This is a genomic window from Litoreibacter sp., from assembly GCF_058136045.1.
In genome coordinates, this window is record NZ_JBYVDD010000008.1 from 154,164 (window position 1) to 170,690 (window position 16,527).

Consider the following 16,527-nt stretch of genomic DNA (forward strand, 5'->3'; position numbering starts at 1 on the left):
TCTCAGGCCCTCTCAAAGCCGCGGGCGATTTCCCAATCGGTGACCGCCTTGTCGAATTCTTCTTGTTCCCACTCGGCTGCGCGGGTGTAGTGCTCGACCACATCGTCGCCCATGACCGTGCGCAGGAATGTAGAGTTGCGCAGTGTTTCAGTCGCCGCGCGCAGGGTTTGCGGGATGTCGGAGGCCTTGGCATCTTCATAGACATCGCCCGTTGTTGGGGCTGCGAGCTCCATCTTGTCCTCGATCCCTTTGATCCCCGCGGCCAGCATGACGGCCTGTGCGAGATAGGGGTTCAAATCCGAGCCCCCGATGCGGCATTCCACGCGCACGCCTTTGGTGCCAGCGCCGCATAGGCGGAACCCGGCGGTGCGATTATCCACGGACCACACGGTCTTGGTCGGCGCGAATGTGCCCTTGGAAAAGCGTTTGTAGCTGTTCACATAGGGGGCCAAAAAGTAGGTGTAATCGGGCGCATAGGCGATCAGACCTGCCATGTAATGGCGCATCAGATCGGACATTCCCAGCGTGTCGGATTTGTCTACAAAGACAGGCGTGCTGCCGTTCCAAAGCGATTGATGCACATGCGACGAGCTACCAGTGCGGTCTTGGTGCCATTTGGGCAAGAAGGTCGCGGCATGGCCTTGCTGCCACGCGATTTCCTTGATGGCATTCTTCGCAATCGTATGGTGATCGGCGCAATCAAGTGCGGCGGCGTAACGGATGTTTAACTCTTCTTGGCCAGCCTCAGCTTCGCCTTTGGAGTTTTCAATCGGGATGCCTGCCGCATAAAGGTGATTGCGGATCGGGCGCATGATGCTCTCTTCCTTGGTGGTCTGGAAGATGTGGTAATCCTCGTTGTAGCCACTGATCGGGTTAAGAGTGCGGAAATCGGATTTGCGGATCTCGTCAAGGCTTTGCTCGAACAAGAAGAACTCCAACTCGGTCGCCATCATAGCGGAAAAGCCTAGGTCTTCGAGGTGTTGAATTTGCTTTTTGAGCACTGCGCGCGGTGAATGGGGGACAGGTTGATGGGTATGATGGTCCAGCACATCGCATAGCACCATGGCGGTGCCTTCCAGCCAAGGTACAAGGCGGATTGTGTCTAGATCAGGCTTCATCACGTAGTCGCCATAGCCGGACTGCCAGCTGGTGGAGGCATAGCCGTCGGGCGTCGCCATTTCCAGATCAGTGGCCAACAGATAGTTGCAGCAATGGGTCTCGTTATAGGATGTCTCAACGAAGTTCACTGCGTGAAAACGCTTGCCCATGAGGCGGCCCTGCATGTCCACAAGACAGGTTAGAACGGTATCAATCGAGCCATCACTGACGCGAGATTTCAGGTCATCAAAACTTAGGGTGCCGGGCATGTTTGTGTCCACTTATCAAAGGGGTTGGGGGCACAGTGTGTGCGCCCCCAACATATGTTTAGCCGTAACGGTAGGGGCGTCCAGCCTTGACCATATCGGCGTTGTACTTCTTGAAGATATCGACCACGCGGCGCTTCACGTCGGACTCGGCTGCGATCTCTTCCCAGAACTCAAGTGCAGAGGCTTCAACAGTTGCCCATTCTTCATCAGGGATGGTGGTCAACTTCATCTTGTCGCCATTGACGCGCAGGTTGGCCTCACCGCCCCAATACCACCACTGACGGTAGTAATGCGACTGGTCACAGCAAACACGGAACAGGGTTTGCAGGTCTTCTGGCAGCTCGTTCCAGCGATCCATATTGGCGTAGAATGAGCCAGCCCAAGCGCCCGAGATGTTGTTGGTCAGGAAGTAGTTGGTCACGTCGGCCCAACCCACGGTGTAGTCCTCGGTGATGCCGGACCATGCGATGCCGTCCAGCTCTCCGGTTTGGACTGCAACCTCGATATCTTCCCATGGCAGGTTCACTGGAACCACACCGAACTGTGTTAGGAAACGGCCAGCAGTTGGGAAGGTAAAGATCCGCTTGCCTTTGAGATCGGCCAAGCTGTGGATCGGATCTTTGGTGGCGAAGTGGCACGGATCCCAAGCACCGGCAGAGATGTGTTTCACGCCGACTTTGGAATATTCTTCGTCCCAGATTTCATTCAAACCATATTGGTTGAACAGCACTGGCACATCGAGCGAATAGCGCGATGCAAACGGGAAGTAGCCGCCAAATACGGTGACATCGGTGGGCGATGCCATGGAGTCGTCATCGGATTGCACCGCGTCGATTGTGCCGCGCTGCATGGCTTGGAATAGCTCGCCCGTGGGGACCAACTGATCTGCAAAGAACAGCTCGATCTGCATACGGTCGCCCGCAATTTTGTTGAACATTTCAATGGCTGGCACGATCACATGCTCGGCCAGTGCGCCACCTGCATAGGTTTGCATCCGCCATTTGATTGTTCCTTGAGCCAGCGCTGGCGTAGCAAGTGCCGCCGCTGCGGGTGCCACTGCGGCCCCTTGGATAAACTTGCGTCTTGTTGTCATGTCTTCTCTCCTTCGTTGGGTGTGCGACCGCTTTATGCGGCTCTTCTAGGGTTTGTTATAAACGTAATCTGGTAGCCAAGTCGCGATGCCCGGAAAGACCGTGACCAGTGCCAAGGCGAGCACCATGATCAGCACAAACGGGGTGATCGAGCTGTAAATATCGCGCAAGGTAATCTCGGGCGGGGCCATGGCGCGCATCAAGAACAGGTTGTAGCCAAAGGGCGGCGTCATATAGGCGATCTGCGTCGTGATCGTGTACAAGATGCCGTACCAGATCAGATCAAAACCCAACTCACCGACCAGCGGCACATAAAGCGGGGCGACGATCACCAGCATAGCGGTGTCGTCCAAAAATGTCCCCATCAGGATAAAGCTGAGCTGCATCAGGACCAAGATCATCCACGGGCTAAGATCAAGCCGGTCAATGAATAGGCTCTCGATGGCTTTGATCGCGCCGAGCCCATCGAACACTGCGCCAAAGGCTAATGCCGCAAGGATAATCCACATAAACATGCAAGTGATGCCAAGCGTATTGCGCACCGAATTTTCGAACACCTCGCGGGTCATACGCCCCTTTAAGACTGCCGCCACGAAGGCCGCCAAGGCCCCGATGGCGGAGCTTTCGACCAGCGACGTCCAACCGTTCACGAAAGGCACCATCATCACTGCAAAGATGATGATTGGCAGCAAACCCGCCCGAAGCAGGCGCATTTTTTCGGCGCGTGGAATGTCGCGCTCACTGGCCGGCAGAACCGGACCCAGCACCGGATTGATCCGACAGCGGATCACGATATAGGCGATGAACATTGCCGCCATCATCAGGCCAGGAATAACGCCTGCGAGCCACAGTTGCCCAACAGGTTGGCGGGCGATCATTGCATAAAGCACCAACACGACCGAGGGCGGCACAAGGATGCCGAGGCTGGAGCCAGCTTGGATCACCCCCGTCACCATGCGCTTGTCATAGCCGCGTTTCAACAACTCTGGCAGAGCAATGGTCGAGCCGATCGCCATGCCCGCCACGGACAGGCCATTCATTGCCGAAATCAACACCATCAGGCCGATCGTCCCGATGGCAAGCCCGCCGCGCAGCCCGCCCATCCAGACATGGAACATCTTGTACAGATCATCCGCAATCTTGCTCTCGGACAGCACGTAGCCCATGAAAATGAACATCGGCAGCGTCAGCAGCGGATACCATTTCATCAGCTTCATCGCCGCGGCAAAGCCAATGTCGAAGCCGCCCCGGTCGCCCCAAAGCAGCAGGGAGGCGACGACGGCAATAAATCCAATGGCCCCGAATACCCGCTGGCCGGTGAGCAGCATCAGCATCATGGACGAAAACATTAAGGTGGCGATTAACTCATGGGACATCAGATCGTTTCACCTTTTAGTCGAAGCACATCTTTCAAAAACTCCGAGACACATTGTAAAAGCATCAAGAACATCCCAAGCACCATCACCGTTTTGACCGGCCACATGTAGGGGCGCCAAGCGGTCGAGGAGCGCTCCATCCGGCCAATCTCTTCGGAGCCGCTGAGCAAGCCGCCGAAAAACGAGAACGGTTCGCTGCCCCAGTACCCCAGCGAGTAGGCGGTGGAGGCAACCGCCCCATAAAGCAGCACGCAAAGGTAGAAAATCAGGAGCAAGACGGTGACAAGATCGACCCACGCTTTTTTGCGTGGTGACCACTCCCCATAGAGCAAATCCATGCGCACGTTGGAGCCCAGTTGGATCGAATATGGCCCGCCCAAAATATAGTAAGCAACCATGATGAATTGCGCCATTTCCAACGTCCAAAGGCTGGGAAGGAAGAAGGTTTTACTGATCGACGACCAAAGCAAAACCCCCATTAAGACGAAGATACCATACATCATCACCCGCCCAAGCCGGAAGTTTATCGCATCAACTGTGGACACGAAGCGGCGCATTAGGCTGAGCATTGCATGTCCCCATTTGATCGAACTTGGGACAGCGCATCAGCGATCCAATCCGCAATCATATCTGCCATTTGAAGTTGCTCTGGCACGGTTTGGATCAGGTCGTTGCGCACTTCCAGCATGACGTTCAAATGCCCGTTCGGGATCGCATGTTCTTGCAACGTGTGGGTGACACCGTGCTTTGGCCCATAGGGCAGGTTGCGCTCGACCTTAGTTGTTGTGTGCGCGGGGGCGCAGCTCAGCATGGCGTCTGCCAAACGGCTATCGCTGTCGTGTAATATACCGATTTCGACGGGCCGGAATTTGCCGTGATAGATCGGAGTGAAGCTGTGGATCGTGACGACGACCGGATCAGTGGTGCTGGTGAGCTTGCCCGACAGCGCGGCCCTGAATGGCTCGTAATAGCGCGTGGTCCGTTCCGTGCGCTGCGCCTCGCTTAGGGATGCGTTCCCCGGAATATCAATGACCTCGCTGCGCGCAGGCATTGCGTCTTCAGCACTGGGGGGGCGATTGCAATCATAGACCAACCGCGAGACCGCGCCCGCAATCAAACTGGCGTCCAGTTTCTCGGACATGCGCCGCGCCAACCCCATGGCCCCGATGTCCCAAGCCGCGTGGCTTTTGCGCATGTCCGCCGGAAGACCCAGATGATTGAAGGAGGCAGGAATGACATGGGAGGCGTGCTCGCAGACCAGCACAATGGGCGACCGACCGCCAGAGTTCAGAATCTGAACCTGCCGTGCACTTTCTTTGCTGCCACTCTGTGTCATTGTTCCCCCATGAGTTACAAAGTGCTTGCCAGATGTAGATTCTGTCAACACAATTCTGTAAAATTTATAACAAGATTAAATTTCTTGTTATTTTTTCGATCAAAAATGAGGCAATTTATGTCAGACGCAGCGCTTACAATTTCAGATCGGATACAGCATAAGTTTGATGATCTTACGCGGGCCGAGCGCCAGCTTGCGCACTCGATCCTTGAGAACTATCCGGCGTCAGGACTTGGGCCGTTAACTGCGCTGGCCAAGGACGCAAACGTATCGGTTCCAACCGTCGCGCGCATGGTGCAAAAGCTTGGTTTTAAAGGATATCCCGAGTTTCAGGCCGAGCTTCGAGAGGAGTTGAAAGCCAAGGTGAAAAACCCGATCGCCAAGCATGATACTTGGACCGAGGGCGCGCCATCCGAGCATATGTTGAACCGTTTCACCGATGCCGTGATCGACAATATTCGCCACACGCTGGGGCAAATTGAGCCTGAAAAATTCGACAAAGCTTGTGCAATGGCGGCGAATGTGGACACCCGTTTATACATCGTCGGGGGGCGCATTACGCATACCCTTGCCGAGTATCTGTTCCTTCATACGCAGGTTATCAGACCGAATGTTACCCATATTCAAACCACGTCGAATGCTTGGCCGCATTACCTTTTGGATGTCCAAGAGGGGGATGTGTTCATCATTTTCGATATGCGGCGCTATGAAAACAACACCTTAAAGTTGGCGGAAATGGCCCATGCCAAGGGGGCCAAGGTGATCCTTTTTACCGACCAATGGCGCTCGCCTATTCACCAGTTTGCAGACATTAGTTTCAGCAGCCGTATTGTGGTGCCGTCGGCTTGGGACTCTGCCGCGACCACCTTGCTTTTGGTTGAAACCATGATCTCCACAATGCAGAATTTAAACTGGGGCGATACCAAGGACCGGATGGAATCGCTGGAAGATATGTTTGATCAAACCAAGCTTTTCCGCAAATTCACCTAAACTCCAGAGCGGCTATTGCTGCGGTTTGATATTCACAAAAGTCAGGATTGCAAAGGCGGAAATGGCCCAGATGGCTGAGAGCTGAACGGCCATACCAAAGCTTATGAATTGCGCGACGAGCCCCATCATCGGGCTGGCAATCAGCGCCCCGAGGAACAGGCTATTCATATATAGAGACGTGGCACGGGCCATCCGTCCCTGCGCAAAACCTTGCAAATAAGTCAGCCCGACGGCGGCGAATACCCCGTAGTAAAGCCCCTCAAGTGCGGCCCCGAAAACAAGCTGCGGTATCGTTGTCACCCGTGCGAGCAAAAAGAACGTACAGATCGCCAAAAGGGCTGCAATGCGCAGGGCATTGCGTGCTCCGAAGCGGGCCATAATGGCCGGAGCAAGCAAAATTGCTATGATCTCAACGCAGGTTTTGACCGACAGTGACACACCGGGCGCATAGGCAGGTAGCCCGGCTTCGCGGATGTAGAATAGGGGCAAGGCGCTCATGGACATTGCGTGCGCCATGGCAAAAGCCAAACACACACCTGCGGCAAACCATAAGGCCGGGTTTTTCCCGTTGGGCGCAGTGCTCACCGGCTTTGGTGTCATGGGGGCGGTATGGGTCGCGGCTTTGTGCAGTACGGCCCACCAAAACATTGCCCAGAGGCCGCATAAACCAAGGGCAAATTTGAAAACTGCAAAAGGGCCTAAAACACTGGCGATGTAGAAGCTGGCCGCAGGTGCGATCATCCAACCCAGTGACGTCATCGCGCGCAGATAAGAATTGTAGCGCGCGATGTCTAGCCCATCGCGCTCGGCCAGAAGGCGGCCGAAGCTATACATTGATGTGACGGCGGCATTGGACACCGCAAAGCAAGGGCTGGCAAAGCAGACCAGCACCCAATAGCTGGGCATTAGTAAGATCGAGGAGACGGCAAGGCCGAATGCAACTATGGAGGTCAAAACGAGGGATGACACTGGCATCCCGCCATCAATCCATTCCCCATATTGGCGGTTAACAAACAGCGTCAGAGTGAGGGTGGTCATCGCATATATGCTAATCATCCATGGGTCTTTGCCCAGGGTCTCGACGATATAAACCGCCATATACGGAACGATTGCGGCGTTGCAAACCACCCCAGATAGCAGCAGTAAAAGAGTGGCTTTCGCCTGACGATGTAGTGGGGCTGCACCCGCCATCAGAACGAATTTTTCTCGTCGGCTAGGGCCTGAAAGAACCAGCGTTGAAAGACGAACACAAGGGCCAAGGGCGGTAGAATTGACAGCATGATCAATGCCATTCCCGGTCCGCTTTCTTGTCCGATCAGACGAATGCCACGGACCAAGGTGTAGTGGTGCTCGTCGGTGCTGATCATCAGGGGCCAAAGGTATTGGTTCCAGCCGATCATGAAAGTCACGATGAAAATAGCCCCGCCCCGGCGCCATGATAGAGGTACGATGAAATCAACGAAGAAACGCAGCGGCCCTGCGCCGTCCAGCTTTGCGGCCTCTAGGTACTCATCGGGGAATGTCAGAAATAATTGGCGGAAAAACAATGTGCCAAGAGCCACCGCCAACGTGGGTAAGACCATGCCCAGATGGGTGTTGATCAGACCCAATGTTGCTGTGACCTGAAAGGTGGTGATGAAGCGGCTTTCGAGCGGTAGGAGCAGTGTCGCTAAGGTTACCCAAAAGAGGAAATTTGCGACTGGGAGCTTGAAATACACCAGCGCATAGGCTGCGAGCAGCGAAAACAATGTGGTCATGAGTGCCACGCCTGTTGCGATAATGAGCGAATTTTTCATCATATCAAGCGCCGTGATCTGGTCGGTAAAACCAGCCTGAAGCAGCAACACTTGAGTGTAGTTTTCAATGGCCCGAGTGCCGGGAATTATTTGCAAACCATCCCGGATAAGCAAAGAGGTCTCGTGGCTTGAAGAGGCTAGAATGATGGCGACAGGAAGGATTAGAAACGCGAGGCCAGTGAGCAGGATAAGATGGTTTCCCGCCTTGCGCAGCATTTGGGTTACACCTTGAATGCCGTCTGGGACATGGACAAAAGCTCGTCGAAAATTTCGGGTGCAGAGGCAATCACCCGCCCACCATTTGCCAACATATCATCAGCGCTTTGGGTCTCGATGCGACCGCCAGCCTCTTGGATCAAAAGCTGGCCCGCGAGGCAATCCCATGCGTTCATATGTGGCTCAGTGTAGCCGATCAACCGCCCGGCGGCCACATAGGCGAGCATCAAGCCGCCCGATGCGTTGCGGAAAAATATACCGCCGCGCTCGGATAAATCCGCAATCAAGTCGGAGGCCATATGCGTTGCGGTGCGCCCGTTCATGCCGACGCCGACGCTGCCGTCGTTCAACCCGTCGGTGGTGGCGACGGATATTTTCGTGTCATTAAGAGACGCGCCTTGACCATCAGCGCCCCAAAACATCTCATTTGTGGTGGGCTCGAAAATCACCCCGATTTTGGTTTTATCATCGTGCACACAGGCCAAGATTACACACCATTGCGGGATGCCGCGCACAAAATTTGCGGTGCCGTCGATCGGGTCGATAACCCATGTCCAGCCTGACTTGGAGGCCACGTTTCCGTGCTCTTCCCCCACGATCCCATCATCGGGGAATTGGGCGGTGATCCGGGCGCGCACGAATGTTTCGACCTCCAGATCGGCATTGGAAACGAGGTCTTGCGTACCCTTTGACTTGATGTCGAGGGCGGATATATCGCGAAAGAATGCAAGGCCCATTTCCCCGGCATCGCGCGCAATTTCCTTCGCTGCTGACAATCTACCGTCGATCATATCAAGCGCTCTCCAGTATCTTTGCGGAACACGAATGCAGTTGCGGGATCAAAGCCAAGGTTCAGGGTGGCGTCAATTTCAGGCAGCATTCCTTTGTCAGCTTTCAGGCAAATTTCCAGCTCTTCGCCCTCGTCGTTTAGAGCGCCCTCTAGGGAGCCGTAGATCAGGTTCTCGCCGCCGTGCTGTTCTACCAAATCGGCTCGCATGGAAAATTGGCCATCAGATTTCACATGGAGAACGTCAGGGCGCACGCCCAAAACTAGATCAGTATCTTCAGGTAGGTTTTCGAACCCAGTCAACTTCAGGCTGCCGTTGTTGAGAGCAGTGCCATCAAAAGTGACTGGAATGAGATTGATCTGCGGCGCGCCAATAAAGGAGGCAACAAACAGCGTCTTTGGATTGGAATACAATTCCATCGGTGCGCCCATTTGCTCGACCATGCCTTCATTGATGACGGCAAGTCGGTCGGCAAGCGTCATGGCCTCGGTCTGGTCGTGGGTCACATAAATGCTGGTGACGTTCATTCGACGCTGCAAGCGCTTAATCTCGATGCGCATCTGGACGCGTAACTTGGCATCGAGATTGGAGAGCGGCTCGTCAAACAGGAACACTTGTGGGTCGCGCACAATAGCCCGGCCCATTGCGACGCGTTGACGTTGGCCACCCGAGAGTTGATTGGGTTGGCGGTCAAGAAAGGCGTCAATTTTGAGCATTTTGGCGGCATCCGTGACCTTCTTGTCGATCTCGGCCTTGCCCATTTTGCGATTTTTCAGGCCGTACGACATGTTCCCGCGCACAGACATATGCGGATAGAGGGCGTAGTTTTGGAACACCATGGCGACATCACGCTCCGAGGGAGAGACGTCGTTAACCACGCGACCACCGATACTGATCTCACCGCCAGAGATAGCCTCTAGGCCCGCGACCATACGCAGCAATGTAGATTTGCCGCAGCCAGAGGGGCCAACAAAAACAATCAGCTCCCCGCTTTGGATTTCCATATCCACACCGCGAATAGCCTCGGCCCCGTTTGGATAGGTTTTACGAACGGCTTTTAGTTCAACACCCGACATTATTTCTCACTTTCGACGAGGCCCTTAACGAACCAATTTTGGAAGACCAACACGACCATCACCGGCGGCAAGGTTGCCAGAATGGTGAGTGCAAAGGCTTTTTGGAATTGCGGCAGCTCGCCGCCTTCGCTCAAGACTTGATAGATTTGTTTGATGCCGATCACCAAGGTGTAATTTTCTTCCTTGGTGGTCATAATTAGCGGCCACAAATACTGGTTCCAGCCAACCACAAACATGATGATCAGAATCGCGGCAATCATCGTTTTCGACAGCGGAACCAAGATATCAATGAAGAAGCCCCACGCAGTAGCGCCATCCAATCGGGCGGCCTCCAGCAACTCATCAGGGACGGACCGGAAGAACTGCCGGAAAAAGAAAGTCCCCGTCGCGGAGGCAATGAGCGGTATGATCAAACCGGCGTGGGTGTCCAAAAGTCCCAAATCGGCGACGACTTTATAAGACGGGATGATGCGCACCTCTAACGGCAGCAACAAGGTCATGAAAATGACCCAGAATAGCGGCACCGCAAGACGAAACCGAAAATAGACAATCGCATAAGCCGCCAACATCGAAATGATGACCTTGCCCACTGCAAACCCAACCCCAAGGATTAGGCTATTTTTCAGCATCACCATGGCGGTGACCTTCTTCATTACCCCACCTTCGACGAACAACACCTCGTTATATGTCTCGAAGAAATGCCCGCCCGGCAGGATTTGCAAGCCTTCGCGTAGGATCGTTTCGGGCGCGTGAGTTGATGTGGCAAAAGCGATCCAAACTGGCAGCGTCATAAAGAGCGCGCCACAGATTAGGATGGCATGTGTTGTGATTGTGGAACGTGTCATATCAGTAATGCACCTTCTTCTCGATGAAGCGGAACTGGATAACGGTGAGCACCAAAACCAAGAGCATCAACACCACTGACTGCGCGGAAGACCCCCCGATATCTGCACCACGGAACCCGTCTTGGAACACTTTGAATACCAGCGTTGTTGTGGCTCCGCCGGGGGCACCTTGGGTCGTGGTATCAATGATCCCGAAGGTCTCGAAAAAGGCATAGGTGATGTTGATCACCAGCAAAAAGAACGTCGTCGGGGCCAGCAGTGGGAAGGTGATGGTCCAGAACCGTCGAGTTGAACTTTTGCAGTCTAACACTGCGGCTTCATTCACCGATTTAGGGATCCCTTGCAGGCCGGAGAGGAAGAAGATGAAGTTGACGCTGACCTGTTTCCAAACCGAGATAAGTATCACGACGAAGCCCGCATCAACAGGGTCAAGCTTATGGTCAAAGTCAAACCCGACAGCGTTCATAAAGCCGTACAGGTCACCGATTAGAGGGTTAAACATCAGGTTCCCCATAAGGCCTGCGACCGGTGGTGCGATGGCGTAAGCCCACATCAGAGATGTCTTATAGGTGCGCGCACCGCGGATCACTTCGTTGGCTTTTACCGCGAGCAATAGGGCAAAGCTCAGAGATAAGAACGTGACCAGAGTTGAGAAAATCATGGTGAACCCAGCGGCTTGCAACCATGCGCTTGAGAACACCGTATCGGTATAATTTCGGAACCAGACAAACCGCGAGGACAGGCCGAATGCGTCCTCAAGCAGAAATGATTGGTAGATAGCCTGACCAGCAGGCCAGAGGAAGAAAATGGCGATAATCAGGATTTGCGGCGCCACAAAAAGGTAGGGAATAGGGCTGTGCTCGAATTGAACGCGCTTCATTGAATTGAACTTTCCGGGTCTTCAAAAAACTGGCCAGCGAGGATGCCCCGCTGGCCAGAAAGAAGTGTTTAGTTGACGGTGTCGTTGAAGCGCACAAGCAGTGCGTTGCTCTCTTTCTCCATCTCCTCAAAGGCCTCATCTATAGTAGATGAGCCTGAGAAAATATTGTCGAATTGCTTATACATTGCCTCGCGGATTTGCACGTAATAGCCAAGGCGGTAGCCCTTGGTCCACTCGCCGCCCGGTTGAGACAATTGCAAAATACCAACTTCGGCATCAGGCGTTGTTTCGTAGTAACCATCAGCTTTGGCCATGTCGTAAGCCGCTGTTGTAACCGGAACGTAGCCGGTTTCTTTGTGCCAGAAATACTGCATTTCAGGGCTGGTCAGGAAGGCAAGGAAGTTTGCTACGCCCTTGTTTTCTTCTTCACTTTTACCAGCCATTGCGAACAATGCGGCGCCACCGATAAATGTGCCCTTCGGCTCATCGATAACGGATTTCCAGTATGGCAGATAGGCTGCGCCAAATTCAAACTCAGCAGACTTTTTCAGGCCACCGAATGAGCCGGAAGATCCGAGCCACATGGCAGTTTTTTGCTGAACAAACGCGTCTTGGTTGTCACCCCAGCCGCGACCGTAGAAGCCGTACCAGTCTTTATCCAACCACTCTTTCACCTTCCCCCAGTGCATCTTCATCTCGGGGTTATTGTAAAGAATTTTCACATCTGTCGAGTCATACCCATTGTTGCCGGTGGCAAGCTGTAGGTTGTGACGGGAGTGGAAATTTTCCGAGAAAATCCATGGGCTGTGGCTTTGAGAAAGCGCTTGATAGCCTGCCTCTTTGATTTTCGGGGCCATCTCTTCGAACTCTTCCCATGTGGCGGGAGGGGCATCGAAGCCGGCTTTGCTCAGGATGTCTTTGTTGAAGTACAAAAGCGGTGTCGAGGCATTGAAGGGCATACCGATCATTTTACCCGCACTGTCGGCGTAAAAGTAGCGCACGCCTTCGATATAATCTTCGCTGTCAAAGCCCCCGGCATGCTCGGCCATCAAGTCGGCCACTGGTATGGTCGCGCCTTTGGCGTTGATGATCGTGGCCGCGCCAGCGTCAAAGATTTGAATGATATTGGGCTGCTGCTTGGCGCGGAATGCTGCGATGCCAGCGGTCATTGTGTCCTCGTAGCCACCTTTGTACGTCGGCACCAGAACGTAGTCGCTCTGGCTTGCGTTATACTTTGTGGAAATTTCTTCGACAACTTCGCCCAAGCGGCCGCCCATAGCGTGCCACCATTGGATTTCTGTCTGTGCGATTGCTGGTGCAGCAATCGACATGATTCCTGCGGTAAGTACAGGTAGGAATTTCATAGGAGTGCCCCTTTCTAGGTTCTCTGTTAGGCTAACAAATCCGTTTATAGGGGCGTGTAAGTAACCGGCGCATGACAGTGCAACGATGTGAAACTCCCCCCAGAATTCATTGAGCATTCAAGTTGTTGAGCGATGTGTCAAGCTTCCGTGGGCAGATTTTGATTGCGCTATCACTGCGCCAAGGGGGAATCCCCTCACTTTCAACAGGCCGCAGCGGTAGAATTCATGCGATTACTTTCAACTTTATATCATCCGTTATGTTGCTAATTTTTATGGTAGCTGTGCTTCGCATCGAGACAGGATCGGGACAGGGCAGTGCATTGGCAGTGTGGGTAAAATGTAGTGGCTGCATTTCCTGATGATGGATTCGATTTCACTTAGGTTAAGATCGACAAGCCGCCGTGGATGGCCTGACACCTCAATGATACTGGCCCTTGCCGGACGATCTATAGCGTTACGCGGGAATGTGCCTTTGTGATCCGTGAGCGTGGTTTGTTGCCGTGCTCGGATTGGGATGTACCCACGCGCTATTCCCGGCCCACAGCCTTTCGTTGGCACAAATTGCGGGTTGCATGGGATGATCACTTCGAGCCGCTGCGGCAATGATTGAGCGCTATACACAGGCTTCACCGGAGGGAACGGACGAGGTATTGCATCTTCTTAAGCGTAGCAAGAAGAACGCAAAATGAACCTACATGTAAAATGGCCCGCCCGCGTAGTGGGCCTTTTGCCCTAAGCCATTGAAAAGATTTGGAGGCGAGTAGGAGAATCGAACTCCTGTACACGGATTTGCAATCCGCTGCGTAACCACTCCGCCAACTCGCCGTAGGGTGTTTGCGATCTCTAGGCCAAGCACCGGAGCCGCGCAAGGGCGGAGTGGGTTGCTTTCTTGAAAGGGGATGAGTTTTGCTTAGCCCAACCCGATTTCAACGATATCCACCGGGCCGTCAGACGTTGCTAGGTCGGGAAGGTGGAAGTATCGTCATTCCCAAGATCGAATTTCATCCTGTTTGCCGTGGCGGTGGCACATCCATACGCTGAAATTTCTGTGATTGTGCCGCTTACAGTGTCAGTCTTAACACTTAGGGGGGGGCGGCGCGAGTGAAGTTGCTGGCGCCCAGCATGAGTTGCTAAGTGTGATTGTTTTTGATGAAAGGGAATTTTAATATACGGGTGTCAAGTTTCGCACGGGTATGTGTAGCCACTTGGTGGTAAAATCTGATCGTGGTAGATGTAATTCAACATTGCTAGGGCCGGGTTTCTGTGGCAAACGGTGAGTAACTGTAACTAGACTAAGGAGTTTAGTATGATTGATAATGCTACAAGCCGTACAATGATGGTCGACACGCAAGTGCGGCCCTCTGATGTTACGAAATTTCCGGTTATTGACGCCATGCTGTCTGTGCGTCGAGAGGCGTTTGTGCCTGAAAGCAAGCGTAACGTAGCCTATGCCGGCGGAGACATTGATCTTGGGAATTCCCGTGTCATATTGGAACCTCGGAATTTTGCTAAGATGTTGGACGCGCTGAATATTCAGCGTGATGATGTGGTGCTAGATATCGGGTGTGGACTTGGCTATTCCGCCGCGGTTTTGGCGCATATGGCGGATGCAGTCGTGGCCGTTGAGAGCGATGAAGATATGGCGCGCGACGCTGAGGCTGCGCTGGCGGATCAAGGGGTGGACAACGCCGCTGTCATCAATGCTCCACTTGCAGAAGGCGCGGCAAAGCATGGCCCTTATGATGTGATCTGCATTCAAGGGGCAGTGTCCTCGGTGCCTGATGGGGTGCTCGAGCAACTCAAAGAGGGCGGGCGAATTGTCGCAATCTTTACAGAAGGTGCCTTGGGCGAGGCTCGGTTGGGGCGTAAAATTGGTGGCAAGGTCGGCTGGAGGCTAGCGTTTAACGCGACGGCCCCCGTCTTGCCGGGGTTTTCTCCGGCTCCGGCTTTCAGCCTCTAACGCAAGAGTTCTACACGGGCAGTGGCTCGTCAAAACGGGATTGAGACAATCTACCCGTAAATTTCAGGCAGGCTTCCTATGACACGACGTCTTTTTAGTAGCGCGATAATTGGGGCCCTTATGGCCGCGTCTCCCGTTCAGGTGGCCGCTGAAACATTGGCGGGCGCGCTGACGGCAGCCTATAATAATTCGAACCTGCTAGAGCAAAGTCGCGCGATACTTCGTGCCGAAGATGAAGACGTGGCGATTGCTTTGTCCGCGTTGCTTCCACAGATCAACGGGCGCTCGACGATCACCCAAAGCAATCCGGCGGGGTCGCGTGATAATTTGTCGGCGACGATTTCGCTGTCGCTGGAGTTGTTGCTTTGGGATGCGGGGCGCACGGAATTGGCGGTCGAATCCGCGAAAGAGACCGTTTTGGCCGTTCGCGCGGACCTGACCCAGCAAGAGCAGTTGATTCTGTTGGACGCAGTGAACGCTTATGTTCAGGTGCTTCGTGACCAGCGGGTGGTTCAACTGCGCCAAAGCAACATGCGGTTGATTACGCAAGAATTACGCGCTGCGCGTGATCGGTTCGAGGTGGGTGAAGTAACCCGAACGGATGTCGCGCAGGCCGAAGCCCGTCTGGCGCAAGCCCGTGGCTCTTTGGTCGAGGCGCAGGGGCAGTTGGAAATTACTCGCGAGCTCTACAAAGTTGCTGTCGGGCATCGGGCCAAATCCTTGCAAAGGATCGCCCGTTTGCCGACCTTGCCTAAGACGTTGAACGCGGCAAAAACTGTTGCAAAGCGGGTTAGCCCGCTTGTCGATAAGATGCAGCACCAGATCAAAGCCAACGAGTTGAACTATGCCGCCGCCAAAGCAGGCACGCGGCCACGGATCACGTTCGATAGCGCCTTGGCGCATTCGTCCCAAACCAACAACAGCTCTAGCGTCGGCTTGACGATGAACGTTCCAATTTATCAGGGCGGGCAGTTGTCGGCCTTGGTGCGAAAATCACTGGCTGCGGTGCATGCCTCTAAATCGGGTCTGAACCAAACGATTTTGGTGCTGGAACAAAGCGTGGCCGATAGTTGGTCTCGTTTGGCTGTGGCCAAAGCACAGACATTGGCCGCAGATCGCCAAATCCGCGCGGCCCAGATTGCCTTTGACGGGGTGCGTGAGGAAACCAAACTGGGGGCCCGAACAACCTTGGACGTGCTCGATGCCGAGCAGGCGCTCTTTGATGCGCGCACAAACAGGGTCGTGTCGGAAACCCAAGTCTATTCCGCAGCTTACGGGGTGCTCGCAGCAACGGGGCAACTCACGGCAAATAATCTGGGCCTTAAGGTGAAGCGCTACGATCCGGCAGAGTATTACAATGCTGTCAAAGGTGCTCCGGTGCCCAGCTCAAAAGCCGGCAAGAAGCTGGACCGGATTTTGAATCGCTACCAAAAGAACTGAAG

15 protein-coding genes and 1 tRNA gene are annotated in these 16,527 nt (G+C 54.1%); 3 read left to right on the plus strand and 13 right to left on the minus strand.

All coding sequences use genetic code 11. The features are described 5' to 3' along the window. Positions 1–2 precede the first annotated feature (2 nt). From AC3Y7R_RS12815 to AC3Y7R_RS12835, 5 genes are read right to left on the minus strand one after another with little or no spacing between them, the layout of a single operon-like run. Positions 3–1,367, minus strand: coding sequence for a glutamine synthetase family protein (locus AC3Y7R_RS12815; protein ID WP_490042441.1), 1,365 nt, complete (start codon positions 1,365–1,367; stop codon positions 3–5). Between the two features lie 58 nt (positions 1,368–1,425). Then, complete coding sequence (locus AC3Y7R_RS12820; RefSeq protein WP_490042442.1) at positions 1,426–2,460, minus strand: TRAP transporter substrate-binding protein; 1,035 nt, start codon at positions 2,458–2,460, stop codon at positions 1,426–1,428. A 45-nt stretch (positions 2,461–2,505) separates the two neighbouring features. Next, a complete protein-coding gene (locus AC3Y7R_RS12825; RefSeq protein ID WP_490042443.1) occupies positions 2,506–3,834 on the minus strand; it encodes a TRAP transporter large permease in 1,329 nt (442 codons plus the stop codon). Beyond that, positions 3,834–4,403: a TRAP transporter small permease subunit gene (locus AC3Y7R_RS12830; RefSeq protein WP_490042444.1), complete on the minus strand. Its 570-nt coding sequence runs from the start codon at positions 4,401–4,403 to the stop codon at positions 3,834–3,836. Before AC3Y7R_RS12830 ends, AC3Y7R_RS12825 begins: the two co-directional genes overlap by 1 nt. Next, positions 4,391–5,170 (minus strand): N-formylglutamate amidohydrolase, encoded by a 780-nt coding sequence (locus tag AC3Y7R_RS12835; protein WP_490042445.1) that lies wholly within the window; start codon positions 5,168–5,170, stop codon positions 4,391–4,393. Before AC3Y7R_RS12835 ends, AC3Y7R_RS12830 begins: the two co-directional genes overlap by 13 nt. 117 nt (positions 5,171–5,287) lie before the next feature. On the opposite strand from AC3Y7R_RS12835, the gene AC3Y7R_RS12840 reads away from it, so the two are divergent. Then, positions 5,288–6,160 carry a MurR/RpiR family transcriptional regulator gene (locus tag AC3Y7R_RS12840; RefSeq protein ID WP_490042446.1) on the plus strand — a complete coding sequence of 291 codons (873 nt, stop codon included), beginning with the start codon at positions 5,288–5,290 and terminating at the stop codon, positions 6,158–6,160. A 12-nt stretch (positions 6,161–6,172) separates the two neighbouring features. Here the strand turns inward: AC3Y7R_RS12840 and AC3Y7R_RS12845 are convergent, their stop codons facing one another. From AC3Y7R_RS12845 to AC3Y7R_RS12880, 8 genes are all read right to left on the minus strand, one after another. Next, positions 6,173–7,351, minus strand: a complete 1,179-nt coding sequence (locus AC3Y7R_RS12845; RefSeq protein WP_490042447.1) for an MFS transporter — start codon at positions 7,349–7,351, stop codon at positions 6,173–6,175. Beyond that, the gene (locus tag AC3Y7R_RS12850) at positions 7,351–8,172 is read right to left on the minus strand and encodes an ABC transporter permease subunit (RefSeq protein WP_490042448.1); all 822 of its coding nucleotides are present in this window, start codon (positions 8,170–8,172) and stop codon (positions 7,351–7,353) included. The genes AC3Y7R_RS12845 and AC3Y7R_RS12850 overlap by 1 nt, the downstream gene beginning before the upstream one ends. 5 nt (positions 8,173–8,177) lie before the next feature. Beyond that, positions 8,178–8,963, minus strand: a complete 786-nt coding sequence (locus AC3Y7R_RS12855) for an inositol monophosphatase family protein (protein WP_490042449.1) — start codon at positions 8,961–8,963, stop codon at positions 8,178–8,180. Next, on the minus strand, positions 8,960–10,036 hold the full coding sequence (gene ugpC, locus AC3Y7R_RS12860; protein ID WP_490042450.1) for a sn-glycerol-3-phosphate ABC transporter ATP-binding protein UgpC: 1,077 nt from the start codon (positions 10,034–10,036) through the stop codon (positions 8,960–8,962). Before ugpC ends, AC3Y7R_RS12855 begins: the two co-directional genes overlap by 4 nt. Continuing rightward, positions 10,036–10,881: an ABC transporter permease subunit gene (locus AC3Y7R_RS12865; RefSeq protein ID WP_490042451.1), complete on the minus strand. Its 846-nt coding sequence runs from the start codon at positions 10,879–10,881 to the stop codon at positions 10,036–10,038. Before AC3Y7R_RS12865 ends, ugpC begins: the two co-directional genes overlap by 1 nt. 1 nt (position 10,882) lies before the next feature. Continuing rightward, positions 10,883–11,761 carry an ABC transporter permease subunit gene (locus AC3Y7R_RS12870; RefSeq protein ID WP_490042452.1) on the minus strand — a complete coding sequence of 293 codons (879 nt, stop codon included), beginning with the start codon at positions 11,759–11,761 and terminating at the stop codon, positions 10,883–10,885. Between the two features lie 68 nt (positions 11,762–11,829). After that, the gene (locus tag AC3Y7R_RS12875; protein WP_490042453.1) at positions 11,830–13,125 is read right to left on the minus strand and encodes an extracellular solute-binding protein; all 1,296 of its coding nucleotides are present in this window, start codon (positions 13,123–13,125) and stop codon (positions 11,830–11,832) included. A 751-nt stretch (positions 13,126–13,876) separates the two neighbouring features. Beyond that, positions 13,877–13,950: transfer RNA gene (locus AC3Y7R_RS12880), tRNA-Cys, on the minus strand. A 481-nt stretch (positions 13,951–14,431) separates the two neighbouring features. On the opposite strand from AC3Y7R_RS12880, the gene AC3Y7R_RS12885 reads away from it, so the two are divergent. After that, on the plus strand, positions 14,432–15,085 hold the full coding sequence (locus AC3Y7R_RS12885; RefSeq protein WP_490042454.1) for a protein-L-isoaspartate O-methyltransferase family protein: 654 nt from the start codon (positions 14,432–14,434) through the stop codon (positions 15,083–15,085). Positions 15,086–15,205: 120 nt separating this feature from the next. Continuing rightward, a complete protein-coding gene (locus tag AC3Y7R_RS12890) occupies positions 15,206–16,525 on the plus strand; it encodes a TolC family outer membrane protein (protein ID WP_490042455.1) in 1,320 nt (439 codons plus the stop codon). Positions 16,526–16,527: the final 2 nt, after the last annotated feature.

Excerpts from the sequence above, each read along its gene's own strand:
- AC3Y7R_RS12815 (WP_490042441.1), bottom strand. The coding sequence starts at position 1,367 with ATGCCCGGCACCCTAAGTTTTGATGACCTGAAATCTCGCGTCAGTGAT.
- AC3Y7R_RS12820 (WP_490042442.1), bottom strand. The coding sequence starts at position 2,460 with ATGACAACAAGACGCAAGTTTATCCAAGGGGCCGCAGTGGCACCCGCA.
- AC3Y7R_RS12825 (WP_490042443.1), bottom strand. The coding sequence starts at position 3,834 with ATGTCCCATGAGTTAATCGCCACCTTAATGTTTTCGTCCATGATGCTG.
- AC3Y7R_RS12830 (WP_490042444.1), bottom strand. The coding sequence starts at position 4,403 with ATGCTCAGCCTAATGCGCCGCTTCGTGTCCACAGTTGATGCGATAAAC.
- AC3Y7R_RS12835 (WP_490042445.1), bottom strand. The coding sequence starts at position 5,170 with ATGACACAGAGTGGCAGCAAAGAAAGTGCACGGCAGGTTCAGATTCTG.
- AC3Y7R_RS12840 (WP_490042446.1), top strand. The coding sequence starts at position 5,288 with ATGTCAGACGCAGCGCTTACAATTTCAGATCGGATACAGCATAAGTTT.
- AC3Y7R_RS12845 (WP_490042447.1), bottom strand. The coding sequence starts at position 7,351 with ATGGCGGGTGCAGCCCCACTACATCGTCAGGCGAAAGCCACTCTTTTA.
- AC3Y7R_RS12850 (WP_490042448.1), bottom strand. The coding sequence starts at position 8,172 with ATGCTGCGCAAGGCGGGAAACCATCTTATCCTGCTCACTGGCCTCGCG.
- AC3Y7R_RS12855 (WP_490042449.1), bottom strand. The coding sequence starts at position 8,963 with ATGATCGACGGTAGATTGTCAGCAGCGAAGGAAATTGCGCGCGATGCC.
- ugpC (WP_490042450.1), bottom strand. The coding sequence starts at position 10,036 with ATGTCGGGTGTTGAACTAAAAGCCGTTCGTAAAACCTATCCAAACGGG.
- AC3Y7R_RS12865 (WP_490042451.1), bottom strand. The coding sequence starts at position 10,881 with ATGACACGTTCCACAATCACAACACATGCCATCCTAATCTGTGGCGCG.
- AC3Y7R_RS12870 (WP_490042452.1), bottom strand. The coding sequence starts at position 11,761 with ATGAAGCGCGTTCAATTCGAGCACAGCCCTATTCCCTACCTTTTTGTG.
- AC3Y7R_RS12875 (WP_490042453.1), bottom strand. The coding sequence starts at position 13,125 with ATGAAATTCCTACCTGTACTTACCGCAGGAATCATGTCGATTGCTGCA.
- AC3Y7R_RS12885 (WP_490042454.1), top strand. The coding sequence starts at position 14,432 with ATGATTGATAATGCTACAAGCCGTACAATGATGGTCGACACGCAAGTG.
- AC3Y7R_RS12890 (WP_490042455.1), top strand. The coding sequence starts at position 15,206 with ATGGCCGCGTCTCCCGTTCAGGTGGCCGCTGAAACATTGGCGGGCGCG.